This window comes from Pseudoalteromonas sp. SR43-5 (assembly GCF_014163835.1).
Taxonomy (GTDB): domain Bacteria; phylum Pseudomonadota; class Gammaproteobacteria; order Enterobacterales; family Alteromonadaceae; genus Pseudoalteromonas; species Pseudoalteromonas distincta.
In genome coordinates, this window is sequence record NZ_JACJEA010000004.1 from 55,737 (window position 1) to 76,369 (window position 20,633).

Genomic DNA, 20,633 nt, shown 5'->3' on the forward strand with positions numbered 1-20,633 from the left:
ATAAAGATTCTTGGCTTACACTGCGTGGCAATTGTAGGGAATAAAAACAACTCAAACTCAGTCACCACCAAACTTGAGTTGCCTTTCACACTGACAACATCTTCACACACAATATAAAGATTCTTTTAAGCGAGGCTAACTTATGCCTCAAGCTTATGACGAGAGCCTTGCTCTTTGTCTATGGTTAAACTTTAGAGTGTTAGCTCCAATTTGACAAACGAGAAAAATAAACCTAATAGGTGAAAAAAACTAAACTATATACCTTTGTCTAATACATTTAGGTTGGATTGCTTTGGAAGCTATGATGCGAAGGCGTTTTACAGGCACAAAAAAAGCGCTATAAAGCGCTTTTTAATATTTAAGACAGGCTTAAATAATTTGGTTTTCTTTCCAGGCTTGCTCTTTTGCTAAACGGTTTTTGCGTTTATCACATGGATCATCGCAATCACAGGCTTTATCAATACCAACCGAACCTAAACCACCACAGCTGCTTGCCATAGATTTTTTTTGCACGATCATACCAACGGCCATAGCCGAAACTATCAAAATTAGTAAGCCAAAAGTAAGAAGAAAAAGTGACATTGCTTAGCCCCTATTGATCAGCAATAAATTAAACTCAAATATTTTTGAGCGACTGCTATTATATACCCAAATAACACGGAAATAAACAAGTCAGCACCATACTATAAATAAGGCTTAAATGCTGGGCTTGAGTAGGTAACTAAACCCTCTTTTGATTTACCTATTAAATAAACCGGTAAATCATGTTGTTCAGCATAAGCTTGCGCTTTTTGCATCCCCATTACAGTAAGTGCCGTCGCTAAACCATCTGCCGTCATAGCGCTTGGATGAAGCACAGTTACCGACACTAAGTCGTGCTTAATAGGCATACCTGTTGCTGGATCAATTAAGTGGGTATAGATCTCGCCATCCATTTTATAAAAAATACGGTAATCACCCGATGTCGCTATACCACTTGTACCTGGCGATAAGACACGGTGTACCTTACGCTCTCCAGGTTGCGCATCTGGTTGCTCAATCGCGATTTTCCAATCCTGATTATTTGGCTTTTCACCTGCTATACGCAGCTCACCACCAATCTCAACCATGTAATTAGTAATGTCGTGGCTTTCTAATAACTGGGCAACTTTATCAATACCATAGCCCTTAGCTGTTGCCGAAAAAGAAAGCTCCAGTCCATTAACTGTTTTAGCCAGTCCTTGCTCATTTAAGATAAGTTTATCAATGCCTATTTTTTCAACCATACTTGCAAGCTCTTCATCACTTGGGCGATTAGTTGGTTTTTTATCAGGCCCAAAGCCCCATAAATCAATTAAAGGCCCCATTGTTACGTCGAGTGTTTTAGTTGATTCACCCAAGCGAATAGACTCGCTTATAACAGCCCTAAAATCTTCGCTAATTGGCATGACTTGATTTGCAGGTAATCTGTTAAATGTATTTATTTCAGAGTCTGCTATGTAAGTAGACATAGATTGGTTCACATCTTTTAAAACAGCGTCTATTTGCAGCTGTAGTTGTGAAGCCGATAGCTGGGCTTGCTCATCATAATATTTAATATGATAAGTGGTACCCATAGTCTTACCTTCTAAAAAGGTTTCTTTTAACTCTGGCTTTTCACCACAACCAGACAATAATACAGTCAGTGTAATTAGTAAAAAGGCCATTATGCCCTGTGAAGTACTTACTCGATTCATAACAGCTCTACTTAATAGATTGATAAAATTAAAGAATAAAAAAAGCCTCGTAACACAAGTGCTACGAGGCTGGTATTTTAACCAAAACTAAACTGTTTTGGTATTAGTGTTAGCCACCGAAGTCATCTAGTAAGATATTTTCGTCTTCAACACCTAAATCTTTAAGCATAGTAATAACTGCCGCATTCATCATTGGAGGACCACACATGTAGTACTCACAATCTTCAGGCGCTTCGTGATCTTTAAGATAGTTCTCAAATAACACGTTATGGATAAAGCCAGTATAGCCTTCCCAGTTATCTTCAGGCTGTGGATCTGAAAGTGCTGTATGCCATACGAAGTTAGGATTTTCAGCGGCTAGGCCGTCAAAATCTTCTACGTAGAACATTTCACGCTCAGAACGTGCACCATACCAAAAACTCATCTTACGTTTAGAGTTCAAACGTTTAAGTTGGTCAAAGATATGAGAACGCATTGGCGCCATACCAGCACCACCACCAACAAATACCATTTCTGCGTCAGTGTCTTTAGCAAAGAACTCACCAAATGGGCCCGAAATAGTTACCTTGTCGCCTTCTTTAAGTGACCAAATGTACGAAGACATTTTACCACATGGCAAGCTAAGGTTTCTTGGAGGTGGAGCAGCAATACGCACGTTAAGCATAATGATGCCTTCTTCTTCTGGGTAGTTAGCCATTGAGTAAGCACGAATTGTTTCTTCGTCTACTTTTGACTCCAGATCGAAGAAACCAAAATGGTTCCAGTCGCCACGATACTCTTCAGGAACATCGAAATCTGCATATTTAACATGGTGAGGTGGAGCTTCGATTTGGATGTAACCACCCGCACGAAACGGCACTGACTCGCCATCTGGAATTTGCAGCTTAAGTTCTTTGATGAACGTTGCTTTGTTATCATTAGAGATAACTTCACAATCCCACTTCTTAACACCAAAAATTGACTCTTCAAGTTCAATTTCCATGTCATTTTTAACATTTACCTGACACGCTAAACGACAGCCTTCACGGGCTTCACCTTTAGATATGTGATCAAGCTCAGTTGGCAGAATATCACCACCACCTTCTTTAATGTGTACACGACACTGACCACAAGAGCCACCGCCACCACAAGCAGATGATACAAATATACCTGACTCAGATAGTGCGCCTAAAAGCTTACTACCTGCAGATGTTTTAATGGCTTTATCTGGGTCGCCATTAATGCCGATGATAATATCGCCACTTGCAACTAACTGAGATTTAGCACCAATGATGACTAAAACCAGTAGTACAACGATAGCGATAAAAACACCAACGCCTAAGAAAATCTGATAATCCATGATTTATCCTCGCTACCTTTACAGTGAAATACCAGAGAATGACATAAAGCCAAGTCCCATTAAACCAACAGTGATGAAGGTAATACCTAAACCACGTAAGCCGTCAGGTACGTCTGAGTATTTCAGTTTCTCACGGATACCTGCAAGTAATGTAATTGCAAGTGCCCAACCAACACCAGCGCCAATACCATAAACAACAGACTCGCCGAAGTTATAGTTACGCTCAACCATGAATGATACCGCACCAAATATTGCACAGTTAACTGTGATAAGTGGTAAGAAGATACCTAACGCGTTGTATAGTGCAGGGAAAAACTTATCTAATGCCATTTCAAGAATTTGCACAAGTGCTGCAATAACACCAATGAAAGTTAAGAAACGTAAAAAGCTAAGATCTGCATCTGGGTAACCTAACCAAGTTAGTGAACCAGGTGCAAGTACCGCATGATAAACCAAGTTGTTTACAGGCACAGAAATACCCAATACAACTATAACCGCTATGCCTAGGCCAATTGATGTAGTTACTTTTTTAGATACCGCTAAAAAAGTACACATGCCTAAGAAGAATGACAACGCTAAGTTCTCAATAAAAACGGCTTTTACAAATAAACTAATATAATGTTCCACTATTTGCCCCTTACGCTTTAGCTTCTACTTGGTCTTTCTTATAAGTACGCAGTACCCATATGAATAAACCAATGATGAAGAATGCACTCGGTGGTAAGATCAATAGACCCATAGGCTGATACCAACCGCCATCTTGTACTAATGGGATAATATCAACACCGAATAGTGAACCCTTACCAAATAGCTCACGAATGAAACCAACAGTAAGTAGTACTACAGAGTAACCTAAGCCGTTACCAATACCGTCAAGGAATGACATAAGTGGTGGCGACTTCATCGCGTATGCTTCAGCACGACCCATTACGATACAGTTAGTAATGATTAGACCAACGAATACAGAAAGCTCTTTTGCAGTAGCATAAGAAAATGCCTGTAATACTTGGTCAACAACGATTACCAATGATGCGATAATTGTCATTTGTACGATGATACGTACAGATGATGGGATCTGGTTACGAATAAGCGAGATAAAGAAGCTCGAAAACGCAGTTACAAGTGTCAATGCGATTGACATAATTAACGCATTTTTTAAGCTAGACGTTACCGCTAGCGCAGAACAAATACCAAGTACTTGTAGTGCGATTGGGTTGTTAGCTAAAACCGGGCCAAATAGGACCGCCTTCATTTCTTTAGTATCAGCCATTATTTCAATGCTCCTTTACGTACTTTCGCAAGGAAAGGGCCAAAGCCATTTTCGCCAGTCCAAAAGTCAACTGCATGATCAACACCGTTAGACGTTAATGTAGCACCTGAAAGACCATCGATCTTATGCTCATCATTGCCCGCAGTACCTTTAACAATTTGAATTGGAAGTTCTTTACCTTCCCATGTAGCAGTCCACTGTGGATTTTGGATTTCGCCACCAAGACCTGGGGTTTCATTATGCTTGTAAAAAATAATGCCCTTAACTGTTTCACCATCGCTTTCAAGCGAGATAAAACCGTACATCAAGCCCCATAAGCCGTAGCCTTGGATAGGAAGAATGATTGCATCAACTGAGCCATCTTCTTTTTTAGAGATATACACCGGTGACTCTTTAGTCACACGTTGAATACCAGCAATATCTTTAACGCCTTTCTCTTGAAGAGAAACACTTAGCGCTGCATCATATTTGCTTTTTTCAAAGTCAAAGATTGTTGGGTCTGTATCTACAAACTCACCTGTAGTCATGTTTACAACGCGCGCTTCGATTTTTGCATCAAATGTTTCAAGAACATTTTCAACTTTGTCGATGCCCGCAGCAGCTAAGATATTGCTTTGAATATCTTTGTTTTTATTAGCTTGCTGTAAAGGACGAAGCTGTACAGAAGCAAACGATACAATGATTGCACACACTAAACATAGTGCTACAACAACTGATAACGTTTTGCCGATTGATTCGTTATTACTAGACATTACGTGCCAACCTCCGCTTAATATTAGCCTGCACTACAAAGTGATCGAACAGTGGAGCGAACAAGTTAGCAAATAAGATTGCTAGCATCATGCCTTCTGGGAAAGCAGGATTCACAACACGTATCATAACCACCATAAAGCCAATTAGTAGACCATATGCTAATTTACCTTTGTCAGTAAATGCAGCTGATACAGGGTCAGTAGCCATAAAGAACATGCCAAACGCAAAGCCACCAAGTACGAAATGCCAATACCAAGGCATTGCAAATACAGGGTTAGTTTCTGAGCCAACAGCATTTAATAAAAATGCAGTTGCTACCATACCTAGGAATACACCTAGTACGATGCGCCAAGAAGCGATACGAACGTAAATTAAGAACAAACCACCTACTAATAATGCAAGTGTAGATGTTTCACCTACAGAACCTTGAATGAAACCATAAAACGCATTCCACCATAATTCCATGTTTGCAAAGTCAAGTGTGCCAGCAAATGCTTGGCCTAGCATAGTTGCACCAGAGAAAGAATCTACTGCTGTCCATACTGTGTCACCTGAGATTTGAGCTGGGTATGCAAAGAATAAAAATGCACGACCGGCTAAAGCAGGGTTTAAGAAGTTACGGCCAGTACCACCAAAGATTTCTTTAGCGATTACTACACCAAACGTAATACCTAACGCAACTTGCCATAAAGGAATAGTTGCTGGCAAAATAAGTGCGAATAATACAGAAGTAACGAAGAAACCTTCGTTAATTTCATGCTTACGCACTGAAGCAAATATAACTTCCCAGAAACCACCTACTGCAAATGTTACAGCGTAGATAGGTAAGAAGAAACATGCTCCATAGAACATCTTAGCGCCCCAGCCTGCGTCAGCGGTTAACTCACCACCGAATAACTGGAACAAACCAACTTGCCACGTGTTTGCTAGTTCAAAACCTTGTGCTAAAGCACCAGCGGCCTGATGACCGATATTGAACATACCAAAAAACATAGCTGGGAACGTCGCCATCCACACTAAAATCATCATACGTTTTAGGTCGATGTTATCGCGTACGTGTGTCGCGCCTTTATTTACGTAGCCTGGTGTATAAAAAATAGTTGCAGCTGCTTCATACAGTGCATAAAACTTTTCATATTTACCACCGGCTTCAAAATTCGGCTCGATATCTTCTAGATATTTTTTTAAACCCATCTCTCTAGCCTTCCTTCTCGATCGTAGTTAAGCAATCGCGTAGGATAGAACCATACTCGTATTTGCCTGGACAAACGAAGGTACATAACGCTAAATCTTCTTCATCAAGTTCAAGCGCGCCCAATGAAATTGCACTGTCTAAATCACGTGCAATTAAGTCACGTAATAATAGAGTAGGCAAAATATCTAACGGCATTACGCGCTCGTAGCTACCAATTGGTACCATGGCACGTTTTGAACCACCTGTTGACGTTGTCATTTTAAATAAACGACTTGGTGCAAGGTGAGAAAGGAATGTACGCGTTACAGAGAATTTATCACTACCTGGTGCAATCCAGCCAAACAATTCTTTTTCGCGACCTTCAAGTAAAACAGATACTTGAACGTGGTAACGACCTAAGAATGCATGAACACCGTTTGAAATAGAACCCGATAGAACAGAACCAGAAATAACGCGGTTATCTCCGTCTTCTAACTCACCAGCCACTAAATCATCCAATGAAGCACCTAATTGTGTTTTCACTAAACGTGGGTTTTTAACGCGAGGACCTGCAAGCGAAATAACACGATTTGTGTAAATTTCACCAGTAAGGAATAAGTGACCATACGCAATAACGTCTTGGTAACCAATATGCCAAACTTGTTTGCTAACAGAAACTGCATCAAGATGATGGATATGAGTGCCAACGAGGCCAGCCGGATGCACACCACCAAACTCATGTACTTCTACTTGAGCTATAGATGAGCTAGGAACTTGGCTGCCTGCTTTTTTACACACAAATACTTTGCCATCGGTCAAACGCGAAACAACTGCAAGACCCGCTTCAAATGCTTGCGCATTTTCTGCAATAATTACTGCAGGATCTGCAGCTAATGGGTTTGTGTCGATTGCGGTCACAAAAATAGAACTAGGATTTGCATCCACAGCCGCTACTTTGCTGAATGGGCGAACACGAAGTGCTGTCCATTGACCAGACTGGATAAGTACTTCTTTGGCTTTTTCGCGCTCTAAGCTCGGAAGCTCGTCTGCTTTGAAAGAGTCAAAGGTGATTTGCTCACTGCCTGCTACTTCAATAACAACAGATTGCAGCACACGTTTAGCACCACGATTTATTTCTTTTACTGTACCAGAAGCTGGAGCAGTAAATAGGACGCCTGGGTTCTTTTTATCTTCAAAAAGTACCTGGCCTTTTTTGACTTGGTCATCCACACGAACATGCATGGTTGGACGCATACCGATAAACTCTTCGCCAAGCACAGCTACACGTTTGACAGCAGAACCGTCATGTATAACTTGCTGTGGCGCGCCCTCTAAGGGTAAATCCAGACCTTTTTTTATGTTGATCATACGCACTTGCATTACATTAAAGGAAAGAAACTGAAAAATCGTATCAACCACGTCGCCATTTGAGTTATTCCAAGTTATATCAAGGTACAAAAGAGCAGCTTGCTAGAGATATCAAACAAGCAACGTAGTAAAACTCATCACATATTGTCGAGATTTTAACATCATTTTAGATGACTATGCGAGTGTATTTATGAAAATTATACGACAGAAACACTTATTTAGTTTTGTTAAGTGAATTAAATAAAAATCAAGCTAGACCAAAGTGGTAGCCTAAGCAATTATCATTCCTGATTTCATCGTAAATTCAACAAATCGCATAATACAAAAAAAGCCGCGATAGCGGCTTTTATAACTAGGGCCAGTTGACCTTTCAGGATTAAAATTTGTTCAATCTAGGGGCTATTTAATCGCGGCGTGAGGTTTGTAACCTAGTGGGCTAAGTAAAAACCAAGCAACAAAGAGTAAATAGCCCCTAGGCAGAACCCTTTGGGCAGCGCATGTTTGGCATTTATTCCACGTCATCGCCCATTTATGGGGAATAACCACACTACATAGGCTCTGTCTTGCCTAAATACCAAACAGGCTGCTGCAAATTTAACCTCGAAAGATAAACAGGCCCTAAGTTCTGTTAGTCAATCATATTGGCAATTGGCTTAACTGAATCTACATCTTGATCGTAGTCAACACTATCTATACCAAAACCAAATAAGCGTAAAAACTCATTATGGTAACCAACATAATCTGTTAGCTCATCAATGCTGCTCGTATCTACTTTATCCCAAACAGCTTGCACGCGAGCTTGTACATCGTCTTCTAGCTCTTTGTAGTTTTGGAATAAATGTCCACCGTCGTCAAAGCGAGGAGATTCACCATACAAGTTTTCACTAAATAAAGCGTGAATTTGCTCAATAGTGCCTTCGTATGTGCCATCTGCTTTCATAACTTTAAATAAAGCAGAGATATATAACGGCATAATAGGAATAGCAGAACTTGCTTGCGTTACCACAGCATTAAGTGATGAAACATATGCCTCACCATTTAAATCTTTTGTTGATTTTTTAATAGCAGCGGTTGCACGGTCTAAATCTTCTTTAGCCTTACCAATAGTAGCGTGTCCGTATATTGGCCATGTTAGCTCTTTACCAATATAAGTGTACGCAGTCGTTTTAAAGTTATCGGCTAATACATCCGCTTCTTTTAATGCGTCAATCCACATTTCCCAATCTTCACCGCCCATTACTTTAATGGTGTTGTCGATATCGTCTTGGTTTGCAGCTTCAACAGTAATTTCATCAATTTCACGCTTTGATGTATTTAAGTTTTTAGTAGTAACGGCATTTCCAATTGGCTTAAGCGTAGATGAGTAAACTTCGCCCGTATTTGGGTCTGTACGACGAGGAGACGCTAAGCTGTAAATAATACAATCTACTTTGCCCAAATCTGCTTTAATAGTGTCGATTGCTTTTTGTTTAATTTCGTTAGAAAACGCATCGCCATTAATATTTTTAGACCAAAGGCCTGCTTCGTCTGCTGCATCTTGAAAAGCAGCGGTATTGTACCAACCAGCAGAGCCTGTTTTGCGTTCTGTACCTTCTTTTTCAAAGAAAATACCTAATGTTTTAGCACCACCACCAAACGCTGCTGTAATGCGCGAAGCCAAGCCGTAGCCTGTTGATGCGCCAATAACTAATACATTTTTTGGTGCATTTTTTAATGCGCCTTGTTGTTTTACATAGTTAATTTGTTCTTGAACATGCTCTGCACAACCAGCTGGATGTGCGTTTGTGCAGATAAATCCACGAATTTTAGGCTTAATGACCATTGATCATCCTATATCTTTTACAATAAAAATTAGCGCTAGTTTAAAGGCTAATACTAAAAACACTGATCTGATCAGTTAACCACAAGTGTAACAATCAAATCGCTATTAATTATTTAAGCTAATTTAGAGCCGCCCATACAATTAGGTGAATCAGGTGCCTCGCCGCCCTGCTCTGTATACTCATCGGGTGTATATGTATGAATTGCGAGTGCATGAATATGATTTGCTAATTCATCTTTTAGAATTTCATTAATTTCACGATGGCGCTGCAATAAACGTTTACCTGTAAAACCTTCGCTAACCACTATTACTTTAAAGTGTGATTCAGTGCCCGCACTGTGCATATGGCTTTCGTTAATTACGTTTAAATGTTTACACGCAATAGCGTTGCTTATTTTTTCTTGGATCTGTTGCTGCATTGACATAAAAGACCGTTTTAATTAGCTAATTTATACACTTACTATAACAATTTAACGCAGCGCTTGGCTAACTAAATTGCTTTTGTTTAATGTCCTTAATAAATCGGTAAGTTAAACTTATTCGAGGATGTGCAAGCGTTGTTTGTTTAGGTATTGCATGTTGATAATCTCGCTGGCTATGTCCATTCATTATTAAACAGCTGCCACTTTGTAATTTTAAGTCGGTTACTTTATTGCTCGCCTTGTGCTTTAACTTTAGAACCCGATCAGCTCCTAGCGAGACACACACAATTGTTGGTTTATCACCAAGCTCTATTTCATCATCACTGTGCCAGCCCATCGTATCATTACCATCTCGGTAATAATTAACGAGTAATGAGTTTAGAGGCTGATTTAAGTGCGCCTCTAAACGCCTTCTCATATTAAGTAACAATTCATCCCATGGCTCTACTATTTGCTTACTACTTGAATAGCCGTATTCAATATTTAAATCGCTCATGAAGCATTGTAGCCGTGGAATAGGCCCCGTTTTACCATAAACAGTTACATCGGGTTGCTGCCAACGTAGGTTTTTTTGCAAATAATAAAATAGATCGAGGCTTTTTTGTGCACTAAGTGCCCTACTTTGATAAGAAAAGCCATTTGGTAACTGTTGGGGGTTGGCGTTTTGCCGTTGCATGTTAGAATTTACCTACATTAGATTACTGATCAACGAACCATTATGACGACGCAAGCCCAGCTAGGCGATAAAACCTTTACTCTTGAACGCTTTCCTTTGGATCAAAAAAACCGCAGCTTACAAGCGTGGGATTCGGCAGATGAGTACCTTATCAATTATGTTAACGAACATCACCCTGATTGTCGCTCATTGCTTATTTTAAACGATAGCTTTGGTGCACTTGCTTGTTATTTTAATAAGTTAACGGTTTGTTCAGTTAACGATTCTTATATTAGCCACCAAGCTGCGGCTTATAACTTACAAGAAAACAAACTGCCTACAGCAGATTTCACACAATTAGATAGTTTGTCTGCATTACCGCAGGATGTTGATTTAGTACTTATTAAAATCCCTCGTAATGTAGGTTTTTTACAGTTTCAGTTAAGTGAGCTCAGTGAAGTCCTTGCACCTGGTACGCCAGTAATTGCTGCAGGTAAAACAAAAGAAATTCATAACTCAACAATAAAATCATTTGAGCAATTTATTGGTGAAACAAAAACTAGCCTAGCAGTTAAAAAATCCCGCCTTATATTAAGTACAGCTAAAGGCGGATATAAAGCAGCAGATTTCCCTGTAACGTGGGAGCTTGAAGGTACTGAGTTTAATATAACAAACCATGCAAATGTGTTTTCGCGTGATTCGTTAGATATTGGTGCACGCTTCTTTTTTAACTACTTACCAGAAACACCAAAAGCTAAAAGCATTATTGATTTAGGCTGTGGTAACGGAGTTGTTGGATTAATGACGCTTGCTCGTTGCCCTAATGCATCAGTTACTTTTGTTGATGAGTCTTACATGGCAGTAGAGTCGGCTCGGTTAAATGTAGAAATTAACCTAGGCGATAAGTTTGATAACTGCGAGTTCATCGAAAACGACTGTTTAACAGGCTTTGAAAGAGACAGTGTAGATATGGTGCTTTGTAACCCTCCATTTCACCAAGCTCAGGCCGTTACCGACCATATTGCTTGGCAAATGTTTAAACAAGCAAAAGATACTTTAAAAGAAGGCGGCGAGCTGCGTATTATTGGTAATCGTCATTTAGATTATCATGATAAATTAAACCGTATGTTTGGCAACTGTAAGTTGCTAGGTTCAAACAAAAAGTTTGTCGTTTTAAGTGCAACAAAAAATAGTGGAATGCTATAAATGAAATTAACAAACATTATAATTGGGTGTTGTGTATTACTGATACTTGCTGGCTGCGCGAATCAGCCTAGCCAAGTAATACTTAACCCTGTTTATAAAAATGGTCAAATTAGCACTATAAATAGTAGCTTAAGTACTAGTGTAATTGATTTACGTGGCGATACATCAACACTTAAACTTATTGAGTCAGACAAAACTAAAACCTTTGCAAGCCAAGGCATTACCAGCTCTATTAAAAGTGTGTTAGACAGCGCCCTTAGCCGCAATGGAGCCAGTATTTCTAACTTAGCAACTGTTCGCTTTGAAGTAGATATTCATGCATTGCAAGCTGTTGTAACCGAAAAGCTAGTGAGCCATACCAGCGAAGCCCACATAGAACTTGGCGTGCGTGTTATTCGCGCCTCAAGTAACTTTAGTAAAGTGTATAGAGGCAGTGCTGATTTAGAAGGCCCATTTAGTCATGAGCGAGCAAAAATAGAAGGTCAGCTCAATAAGTTGACTGAGCAAGTTATTACCCGCATTGTATCTGACCCTGAATTAATAGAATTTTTAGAAGGTTAACTATGAGACGACTTTTTTTAATCTGCTTAGGCCTATTCTTTAGTGTAAGTAGCTTAGCAGCCCAAGAAGGCCGCTTTGTGCAAAAGGACAACATTTTTCCACGCGTAGAAATTGTAACGTCAATGGGTAGCATCGTGGTTGAGCTGGATCGCTCTAAAGCGCCCATCACAGTCAATAATTTTTTAACTTACGTGTCAGACAAAAGTTATCAAGGCAGCGTTTTTCACCGTATTGAGCGCGATGTAGAAAATGATCGCGACTTTGTTATTCAAGGTGGCGGTTACGATAAAGACTATGATGGCCTACATGAAAATGACCCTATTTTTAATGAAAGCGGTAACGGTTTAAAAAACGATATGTATAGCATTGCTATGGCCTATCAAGATAGACAACCGCACTCAGGAACTCGCCAATTCTTTTTTAATATGGATAATAACGATCACTTAAATCCAGGGAAAGATTGGGGCTTTGCAGTATTTGGTAGCGTAATGGATGGTTACGACACGCTTGATAAAATTATGACTGTTGAAACCGGTTTTAATGAAAAAATTGGCTACGATTTCGTACCTAAAAAACCTGTTGTCATCTTAAATATTAAAGTGCTTGAACAAGTCCCACTATAATTTTTTAAGAGCAGCTTAGCTGCTCTGCATCAAAGCCAATGAAGGCCCTATGAGCAAATCTCTCTCTATTAGCGAATATTTTTCTTACTTTAAAGACAAACGCTTAATCCACATTTTCATATTTGGTATGAGTAGCGGTTTTCCGTGGGTTTTAATTGGCTCTGTTATGTCTGCTTGGCTAAAAGATGAAGGGCTAAGTCGCAGTATGATTGGCCTATTTGGCATTGTATTTGGCGCTTACAGCATAAACTTTTTGTGGTCGCCACTCATTGACCGTACAAAACTTCCTATTTTATATAAATGGCTAGGCCAACGTCGCAGTTGGATACTATTTTGCCAAAGTTTTATTTTTATTGGCACCTTGCTATTAGCAGGGCTTGATTTAAAAGCTAATTTGGCAATTGTTGCTGCGATTTGTTTATTAATCGCCATTGCTTCAGCTACTCAAGACATTGCTATTGATGCCTTTAGAATAGACACCCTAAGCGAAAGCGAATCACACAAAGCAACCGCTGCAGCCGCAATGGCAACTTCGGGTTGGTGGACAGGTTATGCACTTTTAGGCGCCATTCCATTTTACATGGCCGATATACCCTCGCTCGACTGGCCACAAATTTATTACTTTTTAGCTGCCGTAATGCTGCTGTTAATGAGTGGAGCACTGTTTGCAAAAGAGCCCGAAACTAACCGCGAAGCAGTACATGCTGAACTTGAGCGTGTGTACCTTGAAAAACTGTCCTCTACAAAACAAACTCCTTTAACAAAAACTGTTGCGTGGCTTGCGGTAACCGTTATTGATCCCTTTAGAGCTTTTTTTACTAAAAATGGCGTTAAAACAGCACTAGCATTACTTGCGTTTATTTTCTTATTTAAAATAGGCGAAGCGTTTTTAGGGCGCATGTCGATTGTGTTTTATAAAGAAATTGGTTTTAGTAATAGCGATATAGCTACATTTTCGAAGGTAGGTACAGCGGTACTTACAATCATATTTACCTTTGTTGGCAGTTTATTTAATCAAAAATATGGCATTGTTAAGGGTTTATTTGTAAGTGGTATTGCAATGGCTGCTTCAAACTTAGCCTTCTCGTGGATTGCTTTAGTTGGCCCTGACCTAAGGCTGTATGCCTTTGCTATTGTTATTGATGGCTTTACGCAAGCGTGGTCGTTGGTCGCTATGGTGGCCTTTATATCGATGTTATGCGATAGAGCATTTAGTGCAACGCACTATGCATTACTGGCGTCATTAGGGAATTTAGGACGAACATTGCTTTCAAGCTACAGTGGTGTAGTAATTGATGATTGGTTAATGGGAAATTGGTCGCTGTTCTTTATTTTAACAGCCTTAATGGTTTTACCTTCGTTGATATTTTTATATCTGATTAGGCATAAGTTGTATGAGCTTGAGAAGAATTACCACAAAAATATTTAATGCATCCCTGCATTAACATATTGCTTAGCACTATCAAGTGCCCTTTAAAGTGTACTAAGCAATTATTGAGTTAATCTACTTTTAGCAAGCTAAGTGCTTCATGTGGATCAACTTCTAGAGCTGTACAATAGCGAACAAACTCAATGACATCTAAACGGCGTTCTTGATTTTCAATCTTGCCGATAAATGAATGAGGCGTTCCAAGCACTTGTGCTAGGCTTCGCATTGTATGACCCTTTTCATGGCGCTTAGTTTTAAGCCACTTTGTTAGCTTTGCATTTTCTTCAGAAGAAACTGTTTTGCCCATCATTTTACATCTCCTACTAGATGATTTGACGTACCCATTAAAGCAGTAGTTTCCATCAATAGCCGTAGGCAGGTAAGCAGTCATACTTTCAATAGCAAGCTATTGCTTAATAAAGCATGTGTTGCTACTCACTCCACCAACACAGCTAAAAACTACGCTAATAATATGGTAAAGATTTGTTTTTATTGAGAATGAAATTTTGCCCGTCTCATTCTTGGATACATTATATACTATTAACACTTTGGTTAAATAATTAATTACATACTCGGTACAAAATCAACCTGAACGAACATTTATAAACACTGAATATTTGACCTAAGTTATCAGAAAATATTAAAAAAATAATATTACCTTCATAAAACAGCTTAAAAATATTTATAACATATTTGTTCCTTTTTAATGTTACACGTTTATTATTAAGCAATAATTTGCACTAAAAAGGCCAAGTAATGTTCAGACTTCTTTTTTTATTACCTATCGTGTTGTGTTTAGGTTGGTACTTTTTTTTGCGCCACAACGGCGTACCAATTAAACAAGGTAAAAAAGGCTTTATGTATATTTTAGCGTTTTCAGCCTTTGTACTCGGCTTTTTTGTATTGATAATGCAAATTACCGAATACGCACCAACTGATTTATAGGCATTAAAAAAGCCGCAAAAGCGGCTTTATTCTATTTAGCGTTTGGCTGTTAAACGCTAAAGCTTGCACCACAACCACAGGTTGTTGTCGCATTTGGATTAGATACAAAAAAGCGTGCGCCTTCTAACCCTTCAGTGTAATCAACCTCACCATCAACCAAATATTGAATGCTCATTGGATCAATAACGAGTGTTACACCATTTTTTACAATTTCTAAATCGCCAGGATTCGCTTTTTCATCAAAAGTAAAACCATATTGAAAACCAGAACAACCACCGCCTGTTACATAAACACGCAGTTTTAAGTCTGGGTTTTCTTCTTCGTCGATTAACTGTTTAACACGAACAGCAGCCGCATCGCTGAACTTAATTGGTAATTCTTCAGACATTTTAAAACCCTCAATATCGCAATGGCGTGATTATCTAATACCCGAGTGTTTTAATCAAGTATAGTAAAACAACTCTTTCCTCTAAGTTATATCTATAAATTAGTAAAAAAGTGGCCAAACATTAACTAGCTAAAATAATACTTAAGCAAACTAAAAGCGACCTTTATACGCTATAAACTCATTAAATATTTTAGTTATAGGCAATAGGTCTTAATCTTCACTGCAAATTGTTAATATAAGTTACGAAAATTTCAAAATCACAAGGACTTAGCTAAACTCTTTTGCTAAAATGCTGCTGAAAAATACAGCGAGGAATTATGCATGTGGCTTGAGCAACTCAGGCGTCGGCTGGCAAAACCTAAAACATCTGTACAATTATGCTTATTAGGCGTAGTTGCCGGATTAATTGCTGCATTTTTTATTATTTTATTTCGCTTAACCATTCTGTTTTTCCAAAGCTTATTTTTAGAAACACCTGACGACTTTACTACCCTACCAACACTTGAACGTGTACTAATGCCTTTAGTTGCTGCATTACTAATAGCCACGTTTGCTGCCTTTACTGGGTTTAAACATTACCGCTTGGGTATCCCCTTTGTTATACACAGAATTAAACGTCACTACGGGCAAATGCCTTTATACAATACGGTTAATCAATTTGTTGGTGGCGCACTTGCTCTCATTAGCGGTTTTTCAGTTGGCCGAGAAGGTCCTTCCGTGCATATGGGCGCAACGGGGGCGAGTATTTTGGCAGATAAGCTACATTTACCGCATAATGCCATGCGTACTCTAAGTGGTTGTGGAGTAGCTGCAGGCATAGCCGCGTCGTTTAATACTCCACTTGCAGCCGTTATTTTTGTAATGGAAGTGGTACTTCGTGAATATAAAGTACATATATTTGTACCTATCATGCTTGCCGCTGTTACTGGCGCACTGGCAACACAGTTTGTTTTTGGTGAAGGCTCAGAGCTTGCACTCATTACCATAGCGCCATTGAGTGGTTGGCATTACCCTTATTTAATATTATGCGGTATGGCGCTGGGTGCTATTGCATTTAGCTTTAATCAAAACTTAATGCTAATTATTAAAACATTTAAACCTTTAAGTATGTTCCCTCGTTTATTAATTGCAGGATGCATTGCCAGCTTAATAGCTTACGCAGTGCCTCATGCTATGGGCTCTGGTATGAGCGCAATAACTATCGCGGTTGAATCTCCTGATGACGTGAAGCTACTCACAACTATTTTAATCGCTAAACTACTTGCTACATTGTTTGCTATCGGTTTGGGTATACCTGGTGGTTTAATTGGTCCGGTAATTGGGCTTGGCGTATTAATTGGCACTCTAATGGCTTTTTTTGCTCAGTTTATTAGTCCTGGCACTGATATAGCGGGTACTTATGGAGTTTTAGGTATGGCCGGATTAATGGCCGCCACATTGCATGCACCACTAGCTGCTTTAACAACGGTCATGGAGCTTACATCGTCACCTGAAATAATTGTTCCAGCTATGCTTGTGATCACCACGGCCTATGTAACAGCATTACAGTTTTTTGGAAATCGCTCCATATTTTTGCAGCAACTAGATTTTCAGGGATTACCGTACCATGTATCTCCCGCTACCGAAGCATTACAAAAAGTGGGGATAATGGATGATATGGATGAAGACTTTAAATTGCTTTATTCAGACGACAAAGTGCAAATAAAAAGCACATTAGATGCCATGGATAGCCAAACTCCGTTAATTGTTTTTGACGAAGAAAATGGCTATCGTCTCGCTGAATACGATTTAACGCTAATGTCTAATGAAACAATAAATATAAATTATATTAGCTTGCAGGGCATCAGTAGTCAGGCCACCCTAGCCGATGCTTTCGATATCCTAAAAGATAAAAGAAGTGGCGCGCTTTACGTTTATAACCTTTTAGATAATCAACAAATTATGGGGCTATTACGCTGGGATCAAATTCATCATATTTTAACCATTCGTAACAGCTTACTTTAAAAAATAGGACTATTATGAGCGCATTATTGATTTATAAAACACTCCACATATTTTTTATGATTGCGTGGTTTGCCGGTATTTTTTACTTGCCTCGATTATTTGTATATCACGCTATGAGCGAGGAAAGATCATGCAACTCTATGTTAAAAGTTATGGAGCGCAGACTACTTTATTTCGTTACCCCATTTGCTGTATTAACCGCTGTGTTTGGTGTATTAACCATTGTTGAATATGGTCGTGATTGGTTTAGATACAGTATGTGGTTGCACTATAAGCTAGTGCTGGTAATCATATTATATATATACCACGGCTACTGTTTTAAGTTATTAAATGACTTTAAACATGACCGCAACACTAAGACAGACCGCTTTTACCGTATTTTTAATGAGCTCCCAGTTATTGCGTTGCTCATCATAGTGGCACTTGCGGTAATAAAACCTAATTTATAAGCTTTGCGGCGCATGTTAAACTTCGCTGCAATTTACAATACTTGCTTTAACACGCGCGATTGCGTGCTCCATTTATGGATTATCGCGCCCATTTGATTGATTAGGAATAACCCCATGTTAAGTTTCCAAGGTGAGCATATACTGTCTGTAAATCAGCTAGACAGAGACTGCATTGAACGTATTTTTGCAGTAGCAAAAAAAATGGAGCCTTATGCTAAAAAGCAAAAGCAAACTACGGTGCTAGAAGGCGCTATTTTAGCTAATTTGTTTTTTGAACCAAGCACTCGTACACGAGTTAGCTTTGGCACCGCCTTTAACTTACTTGGCGGTGGTGTACGTGAAACTACAGGTATGCAAAGTTCAGCCCTTGCTAAGGGTGAGTCTCTTTACGATACCGCCCGCGTTATTTCAGCTTATGCTGACGCTGTTGCTATGCGCCATCCTGATGCAGGCTCAGTAAGTGAATTTGCTGACGGCTGTACTGTGCCGGTTATTAATGGCGGCGACGGCCCAAATGAGCACCCTACTCAAGCATTACTTGACTTATTAACCATTGAGCGCGAATTACATCGTTTTGGTCAAAATATTGATGGTATGCATATAGCGCTTGTGGGCGATTTAAAGTATGGCCGCACAGTGCATTCTTTATCTAAACTATTGTGCCATTATAAAAATGTAAAGTTTTCGATGGTCGCGCCTGACGGCTTACAAATGCCAACAAGCATTTTAGATGCAGTAGAAAATGCCGGCCATAAAATTGAGCTAGTAAATAAGATGGAAGGCAATTTAGCAGCCGATATTGTTTACCAAACACGTATTCAAGAAGAGCGTTTTCCTTCGCAAGAAGAAGCAAATAAATACCGTGGCGGCTTTAGGATTAGCCAATCTATCTACAGCGCTCACTGTAAGCCTAACTCTGTATTAATGCATCCTCTTCCACGTGATAGTCGCTTAGAAGCCAACGAGCTTGATAACGACTTAAACAGTAACGACAATTTAGCAATATTCCGCCAGGTACAAAATGGCGTATTAATTCGTATGGCACTGTTTGCTTTAACACTCGGCGTAGAAAACAAAGTCGATAAGTATGAAGTAGACGTACCTTGGTTTAGCCGCAAACGCGACAGCTAACCCCCTTTTAAGTGACAATTTATAGGATTTTTCATGACAATTAGCCAAGACTTATTTGAACGCGCCCAAGCTTCTATTCCTGGTGGCGTAAACTCACCAGTTCGTGCTTTTAATGGTGTAGGCGGTACGCCACTATTCATTACAAAAGCAGAAGGCGCGTTTACATTTGATGCCGACGGTAATCGTTACATTGATTATGTTGGCTCTTGGGGGCCTATGATCATGGGCCATAATCACCCTGCAATTAAACAAGCTGTACACGAAGCTGTAGAAAATGGCCTTAGCTATGGCGCACCAACTGAAGCCGAAATATTAATGGCTGAAAAAGTAAAAGAGCTAGTTCCATCAATCGAAAAAGTACGCATGGTTAGCTCAGGCACTGAAGCGACAATGAGTGCAATTCGTTTAGCACGTGGCTTTACCGGTCGCGATAAAATATTAAAATTTGAAGGTTGTTACCACGGTCACGCTGACTCGTTATTAGTTAAGGCAGGCTCTGGTGCACTAACAATGGGTGTACCTAATTCTCCAGGTATTCCTGAAGACTTTGCTAAGCATACACTTACAGTTTCGTTTAATAACCTAGATGAAGTAAAAGCTATTTTTGCAAAATACGCAGACGAAATTGCCTGTATTATTGTAGAGCCAGTAGCCGGTAACATGAACTGTATTCCACCAGTGCCTGGCTTTTTAGAAGGTTTGCGTGATGTGTGTGACGAATATAAATCAGTACTTATTTTTGATGAAGTAATGACAGGCTTTCGTGTTGCACTTGGCGGTGCACAAGCTTATTACAACATTAAACCAGATCTTACGTGTTTAGGTAAAGTAATTGGCGGCGGCATGCCAGTTGGCGCGTTTGGTGGTAAAACTGAAATAATGGATTACATTGCGCCTGTAGGACCAGTTTACCAAGCTGGTACTCTTTCTGGTAACCCTATTGCAATGGCTGCAGGTTTAAAATCACTTGAGCTATTAAGTGAGCCTGGCCTTCACGATAAGTTAGAAGCTATTTCAAAAGCAATTTGTGAAGGCTTTGAAGCTGGTGCTAAAAAAGCCGGTGTTGCGCTAACAACTAACTATGCGGGCGGCATGTATGGATTCTTTTTTACTGATGCTGAAAAAGTAACGACATACAAGCAAGCAACTGAGTGTGACCTAGAGCGCTTCAAACGTTTTTTCCACCTTATGCTTGAAGAAGGCGTGTACCTTGCTCCATCAGCATTTGAGGCTGGTTTTGTATGTGCTGCGCATACTGAACAAGAAGTAAAAGACACAATAGCGGCAGCAGAACGCTCGTTTGCTAAACTTTAAGCTAATAATTACTATTTATACATTTGTAACCACTTGTTTTTAAGTATGTAATTAAGACTAAAGAT

Annotated in this window: 22 protein-coding genes; 9 read left to right on the forward strand and 13 right to left on the reverse strand. The window is 39.5% G+C overall.

Translation table 11 applies throughout. The annotated features are described in order from the left end of the window. Positions 1-369: 369 nt before the first annotated feature. The 11 genes from nqrM to H5090_RS03610 all read right to left on the reverse strand — a co-directional run bounded on the left by nqrM (position 370) and on the right by H5090_RS03610 (position 10,539). A complete protein-coding gene (gene nqrM / locus H5090_RS03560; RefSeq protein WP_007376137.1) occupies positions 370-582 on the reverse strand; it encodes a (Na+)-NQR maturation NqrM in 213 nt (70 codons plus the stop codon). Between the two features lie 101 nt (positions 583-683). Then, complete coding sequence (locus H5090_RS03565; RefSeq protein ID WP_182695054.1) at positions 684-1,715, reverse strand: FAD:protein FMN transferase; 1,032 nt, start codon at positions 1,713-1,715, stop codon at positions 684-686. Positions 1,716-1,824: 109 nt separating this feature from the next. Beyond that, a complete protein-coding gene (nqrF, locus tag H5090_RS03570) occupies positions 1,825-3,054 on the reverse strand; it encodes an NADH:ubiquinone reductase (Na(+)-transporting) subunit F (RefSeq protein ID WP_002958895.1) in 1,230 nt (409 codons plus the stop codon). An 18-nt stretch (positions 3,055-3,072) separates the two neighbouring features. Next, positions 3,073-3,681 carry an NADH:ubiquinone reductase (Na(+)-transporting) subunit E gene (gene nqrE / locus H5090_RS03575; protein WP_002958896.1) on the reverse strand — a complete coding sequence of 203 codons (609 nt, stop codon included), beginning with the start codon at positions 3,679-3,681 and terminating at the stop codon, positions 3,073-3,075. Between the two features lie 10 nt (positions 3,682-3,691). Then, a complete protein-coding gene (locus tag H5090_RS03580) occupies positions 3,692-4,324 on the reverse strand; it encodes an NADH:ubiquinone reductase (Na(+)-transporting) subunit D (protein ID WP_002958897.1) in 633 nt (210 codons plus the stop codon). Beyond that, on the reverse strand, positions 4,324-5,076 hold the full coding sequence (locus H5090_RS03585) for a Na(+)-translocating NADH-quinone reductase subunit C (RefSeq protein ID WP_002958898.1): 753 nt from the start codon (positions 5,074-5,076) through the stop codon (positions 4,324-4,326). Before H5090_RS03585 ends, H5090_RS03580 begins: the two co-directional genes overlap by 1 nt. After that, positions 5,069-6,271 (reverse strand): NADH:ubiquinone reductase (Na(+)-transporting) subunit B, encoded by a 1,203-nt coding sequence (locus tag H5090_RS03590; RefSeq protein WP_002958899.1) that lies wholly within the window; start codon positions 6,269-6,271, stop codon positions 5,069-5,071. The genes H5090_RS03585 and H5090_RS03590 overlap by 8 nt, the downstream gene beginning before the upstream one ends. Before the next feature lie 4 nt (positions 6,272-6,275). Continuing rightward, on the reverse strand, positions 6,276-7,619 hold the full coding sequence (locus H5090_RS03595; RefSeq protein WP_024596562.1) for a Na(+)-translocating NADH-quinone reductase subunit A: 1,344 nt from the start codon (positions 7,617-7,619) through the stop codon (positions 6,276-6,278). 628 nt (positions 7,620-8,247) lie between these two features. After that, positions 8,248-9,441 carry an enoyl-ACP reductase FabV gene (gene fabV / locus H5090_RS03600; protein ID WP_182695055.1) on the reverse strand — a complete coding sequence of 398 codons (1,194 nt, stop codon included), beginning with the start codon at positions 9,439-9,441 and terminating at the stop codon, positions 8,248-8,250. A 113-nt stretch (positions 9,442-9,554) separates the two neighbouring features. After that, on the reverse strand, positions 9,555-9,866 hold the full coding sequence (locus H5090_RS03605; protein ID WP_024596564.1) for a BolA family transcriptional regulator: 312 nt from the start codon (positions 9,864-9,866) through the stop codon (positions 9,555-9,557). Positions 9,867-9,927: 61 nt separating this feature from the next. After that, the gene (locus H5090_RS03610) at positions 9,928-10,539 is read right to left on the reverse strand and encodes an alpha-ketoglutarate-dependent dioxygenase AlkB (RefSeq protein WP_024596565.1); all 612 of its coding nucleotides are present in this window, start codon (positions 10,537-10,539) and stop codon (positions 9,928-9,930) included. Positions 10,540-10,581: 42 nt separating this feature from the next. Here H5090_RS03610 and H5090_RS03615 point away from each other — a divergent pair, with 42 nt between their 5' ends. Genes H5090_RS03615 through H5090_RS03630 form a run of 4 tightly spaced genes read left to right on the forward strand, consistent with a single transcriptional unit; the run spans position 10,582 to position 14,337 of the window. Then, a complete protein-coding gene (locus H5090_RS03615; RefSeq protein WP_024604970.1) occupies positions 10,582-11,724 on the forward strand; it encodes a methyltransferase in 1,143 nt (380 codons plus the stop codon). Further along, on the forward strand, positions 11,725-12,285 hold the full coding sequence (locus H5090_RS03620; protein ID WP_182695056.1) for a YajG family lipoprotein: 561 nt from the start codon (positions 11,725-11,727) through the stop codon (positions 12,283-12,285). It begins immediately after the preceding gene. Positions 12,286-12,287: 2 nt separating this feature from the next. Next, the gene (locus H5090_RS03625; RefSeq protein WP_182695057.1) at positions 12,288-12,908 is read left to right on the forward strand and encodes a peptidylprolyl isomerase; all 621 of its coding nucleotides are present in this window, start codon (positions 12,288-12,290) and stop codon (positions 12,906-12,908) included. Between the two features lie 49 nt (positions 12,909-12,957). After that, complete coding sequence (locus tag H5090_RS03630) at positions 12,958-14,337, forward strand: AmpG family muropeptide MFS transporter (RefSeq protein ID WP_002958907.1); 1,380 nt, start codon at positions 12,958-12,960, stop codon at positions 14,335-14,337. Positions 14,338-14,407: 70 nt separating this feature from the next. On the opposite strand, the gene H5090_RS03635 is transcribed toward H5090_RS03630, so the two are convergent. Continuing rightward, complete coding sequence (locus H5090_RS03635) at positions 14,408-14,647, reverse strand: helix-turn-helix domain-containing protein (RefSeq protein WP_002958908.1); 240 nt, start codon at positions 14,645-14,647, stop codon at positions 14,408-14,410. Positions 14,648-15,093: 446 nt separating this feature from the next. Between H5090_RS03635 and H5090_RS03640 the strand changes: the two genes are divergently transcribed. Then, entirely contained in the window at positions 15,094-15,282 is a 189-nt protein-coding gene (locus H5090_RS03640; protein ID WP_024596569.1) for a hypothetical protein, read from the forward strand. A 49-nt stretch (positions 15,283-15,331) separates the two neighbouring features. Here the strand turns inward: H5090_RS03640 and erpA are convergent, their stop codons facing one another. Then, the gene (gene erpA, locus H5090_RS03645) at positions 15,332-15,670 is read right to left on the reverse strand and encodes an iron-sulfur cluster insertion protein ErpA (RefSeq protein ID WP_002958911.1); all 339 of its coding nucleotides are present in this window, start codon (positions 15,668-15,670) and stop codon (positions 15,332-15,334) included. A gap of 321 nt (positions 15,671-15,991) precedes the next feature. Here erpA and H5090_RS03650 point away from each other — a divergent pair, with 321 nt between their 5' ends. The 4 genes from H5090_RS03650 to hemL all read left to right on the forward strand — a co-directional run bounded on the left by H5090_RS03650 (position 15,992) and on the right by hemL (position 20,568). Then, positions 15,992-17,674 (forward strand): chloride channel protein, encoded by a 1,683-nt coding sequence (locus tag H5090_RS03650; RefSeq protein WP_002958912.1) that lies wholly within the window; start codon positions 15,992-15,994, stop codon positions 17,672-17,674. Between the two features lie 14 nt (positions 17,675-17,688). Continuing rightward, on the forward strand, positions 17,689-18,123 hold the full coding sequence (locus H5090_RS03655; protein ID WP_002958913.1) for a CopD family protein: 435 nt from the start codon (positions 17,689-17,691) through the stop codon (positions 18,121-18,123). Positions 18,124-18,237: 114 nt separating this feature from the next. Further along, the gene (locus tag H5090_RS03660; RefSeq protein WP_002958914.1) at positions 18,238-19,254 is read left to right on the forward strand and encodes an aspartate carbamoyltransferase; all 1,017 of its coding nucleotides are present in this window, start codon (positions 18,238-18,240) and stop codon (positions 19,252-19,254) included. A 33-nt stretch (positions 19,255-19,287) separates the two neighbouring features. Further along, entirely contained in the window at positions 19,288-20,568 is a 1,281-nt protein-coding gene (hemL, locus tag H5090_RS03665; RefSeq protein ID WP_024596268.1) for a glutamate-1-semialdehyde 2,1-aminomutase, read from the forward strand. Positions 20,569-20,633: the final 65 nt, after the last annotated feature.

Bases quoted from the DNA above. Each gene is read 5' to 3' on its own strand.
- nqrM (WP_007376137.1), bottom strand. From the start codon at position 582: ATGTCACTTTTTCTTCTTACTTTTGGCTTACTAATTTTGATAGTTTCG.
- H5090_RS03565 (WP_182695054.1), bottom strand. From the start codon at position 1,715: ATGAATCGAGTAAGTACTTCACAGGGCATAATGGCCTTTTTACTAATT.
- nqrF (WP_002958895.1), bottom strand. From the start codon at position 3,054: ATGGATTATCAGATTTTCTTAGGCGTTGGTGTTTTTATCGCTATCGTT.
- H5090_RS03580 (WP_002958897.1), bottom strand. From the start codon at position 4,324: ATGGCTGATACTAAAGAAATGAAGGCGGTCCTATTTGGCCCGGTTTTA.
- H5090_RS03585 (WP_002958898.1), bottom strand. From the start codon at position 5,076: ATGTCTAGTAATAACGAATCAATCGGCAAAACGTTATCAGTTGTTGTA.
- H5090_RS03590 (WP_002958899.1), bottom strand. From the start codon at position 6,271: ATGGGTTTAAAAAAATATCTAGAAGATATCGAGCCGAATTTTGAAGCC.
- H5090_RS03595 (WP_024596562.1), bottom strand. From the start codon at position 7,619: ATGATCAACATAAAAAAAGGTCTGGATTTACCCTTAGAGGGCGCGCCA.
- fabV (WP_182695055.1), bottom strand. From the start codon at position 9,441: ATGGTCATTAAGCCTAAAATTCGTGGATTTATCTGCACAAACGCACAT.
- H5090_RS03605 (WP_024596564.1), bottom strand. From the start codon at position 9,866: ATGTCAATGCAGCAACAGATCCAAGAAAAAATAAGCAACGCTATTGCG.
- H5090_RS03610 (WP_024596565.1), bottom strand. From the start codon at position 10,539: ATGCAACGGCAAAACGCCAACCCCCAACAGTTACCAAATGGCTTTTCT.
- H5090_RS03615 (WP_024604970.1), top strand. From the start codon at position 10,582: ATGACGACGCAAGCCCAGCTAGGCGATAAAACCTTTACTCTTGAACGC.
- H5090_RS03620 (WP_182695056.1), top strand. From the start codon at position 11,725: ATGAAATTAACAAACATTATAATTGGGTGTTGTGTATTACTGATACTT.
- H5090_RS03625 (WP_182695057.1), top strand. From the start codon at position 12,288: ATGAGACGACTTTTTTTAATCTGCTTAGGCCTATTCTTTAGTGTAAGT.
- H5090_RS03630 (WP_002958907.1), top strand. From the start codon at position 12,958: ATGAGCAAATCTCTCTCTATTAGCGAATATTTTTCTTACTTTAAAGAC.
- H5090_RS03635 (WP_002958908.1), bottom strand. From the start codon at position 14,647: ATGATGGGCAAAACAGTTTCTTCTGAAGAAAATGCAAAGCTAACAAAG.
- H5090_RS03640 (WP_024596569.1), top strand. From the start codon at position 15,094: ATGTTCAGACTTCTTTTTTTATTACCTATCGTGTTGTGTTTAGGTTGG.
- erpA (WP_002958911.1), bottom strand. From the start codon at position 15,670: ATGTCTGAAGAATTACCAATTAAGTTCAGCGATGCGGCTGCTGTTCGT.
- H5090_RS03650 (WP_002958912.1), top strand. From the start codon at position 15,992: ATGTGGCTTGAGCAACTCAGGCGTCGGCTGGCAAAACCTAAAACATCT.
- H5090_RS03655 (WP_002958913.1), top strand. From the start codon at position 17,689: ATGAGCGCATTATTGATTTATAAAACACTCCACATATTTTTTATGATT.
- H5090_RS03660 (WP_002958914.1), top strand. From the start codon at position 18,238: ATGTTAAGTTTCCAAGGTGAGCATATACTGTCTGTAAATCAGCTAGAC.
- hemL (WP_024596268.1), top strand. From the start codon at position 19,288: ATGACAATTAGCCAAGACTTATTTGAACGCGCCCAAGCTTCTATTCCT.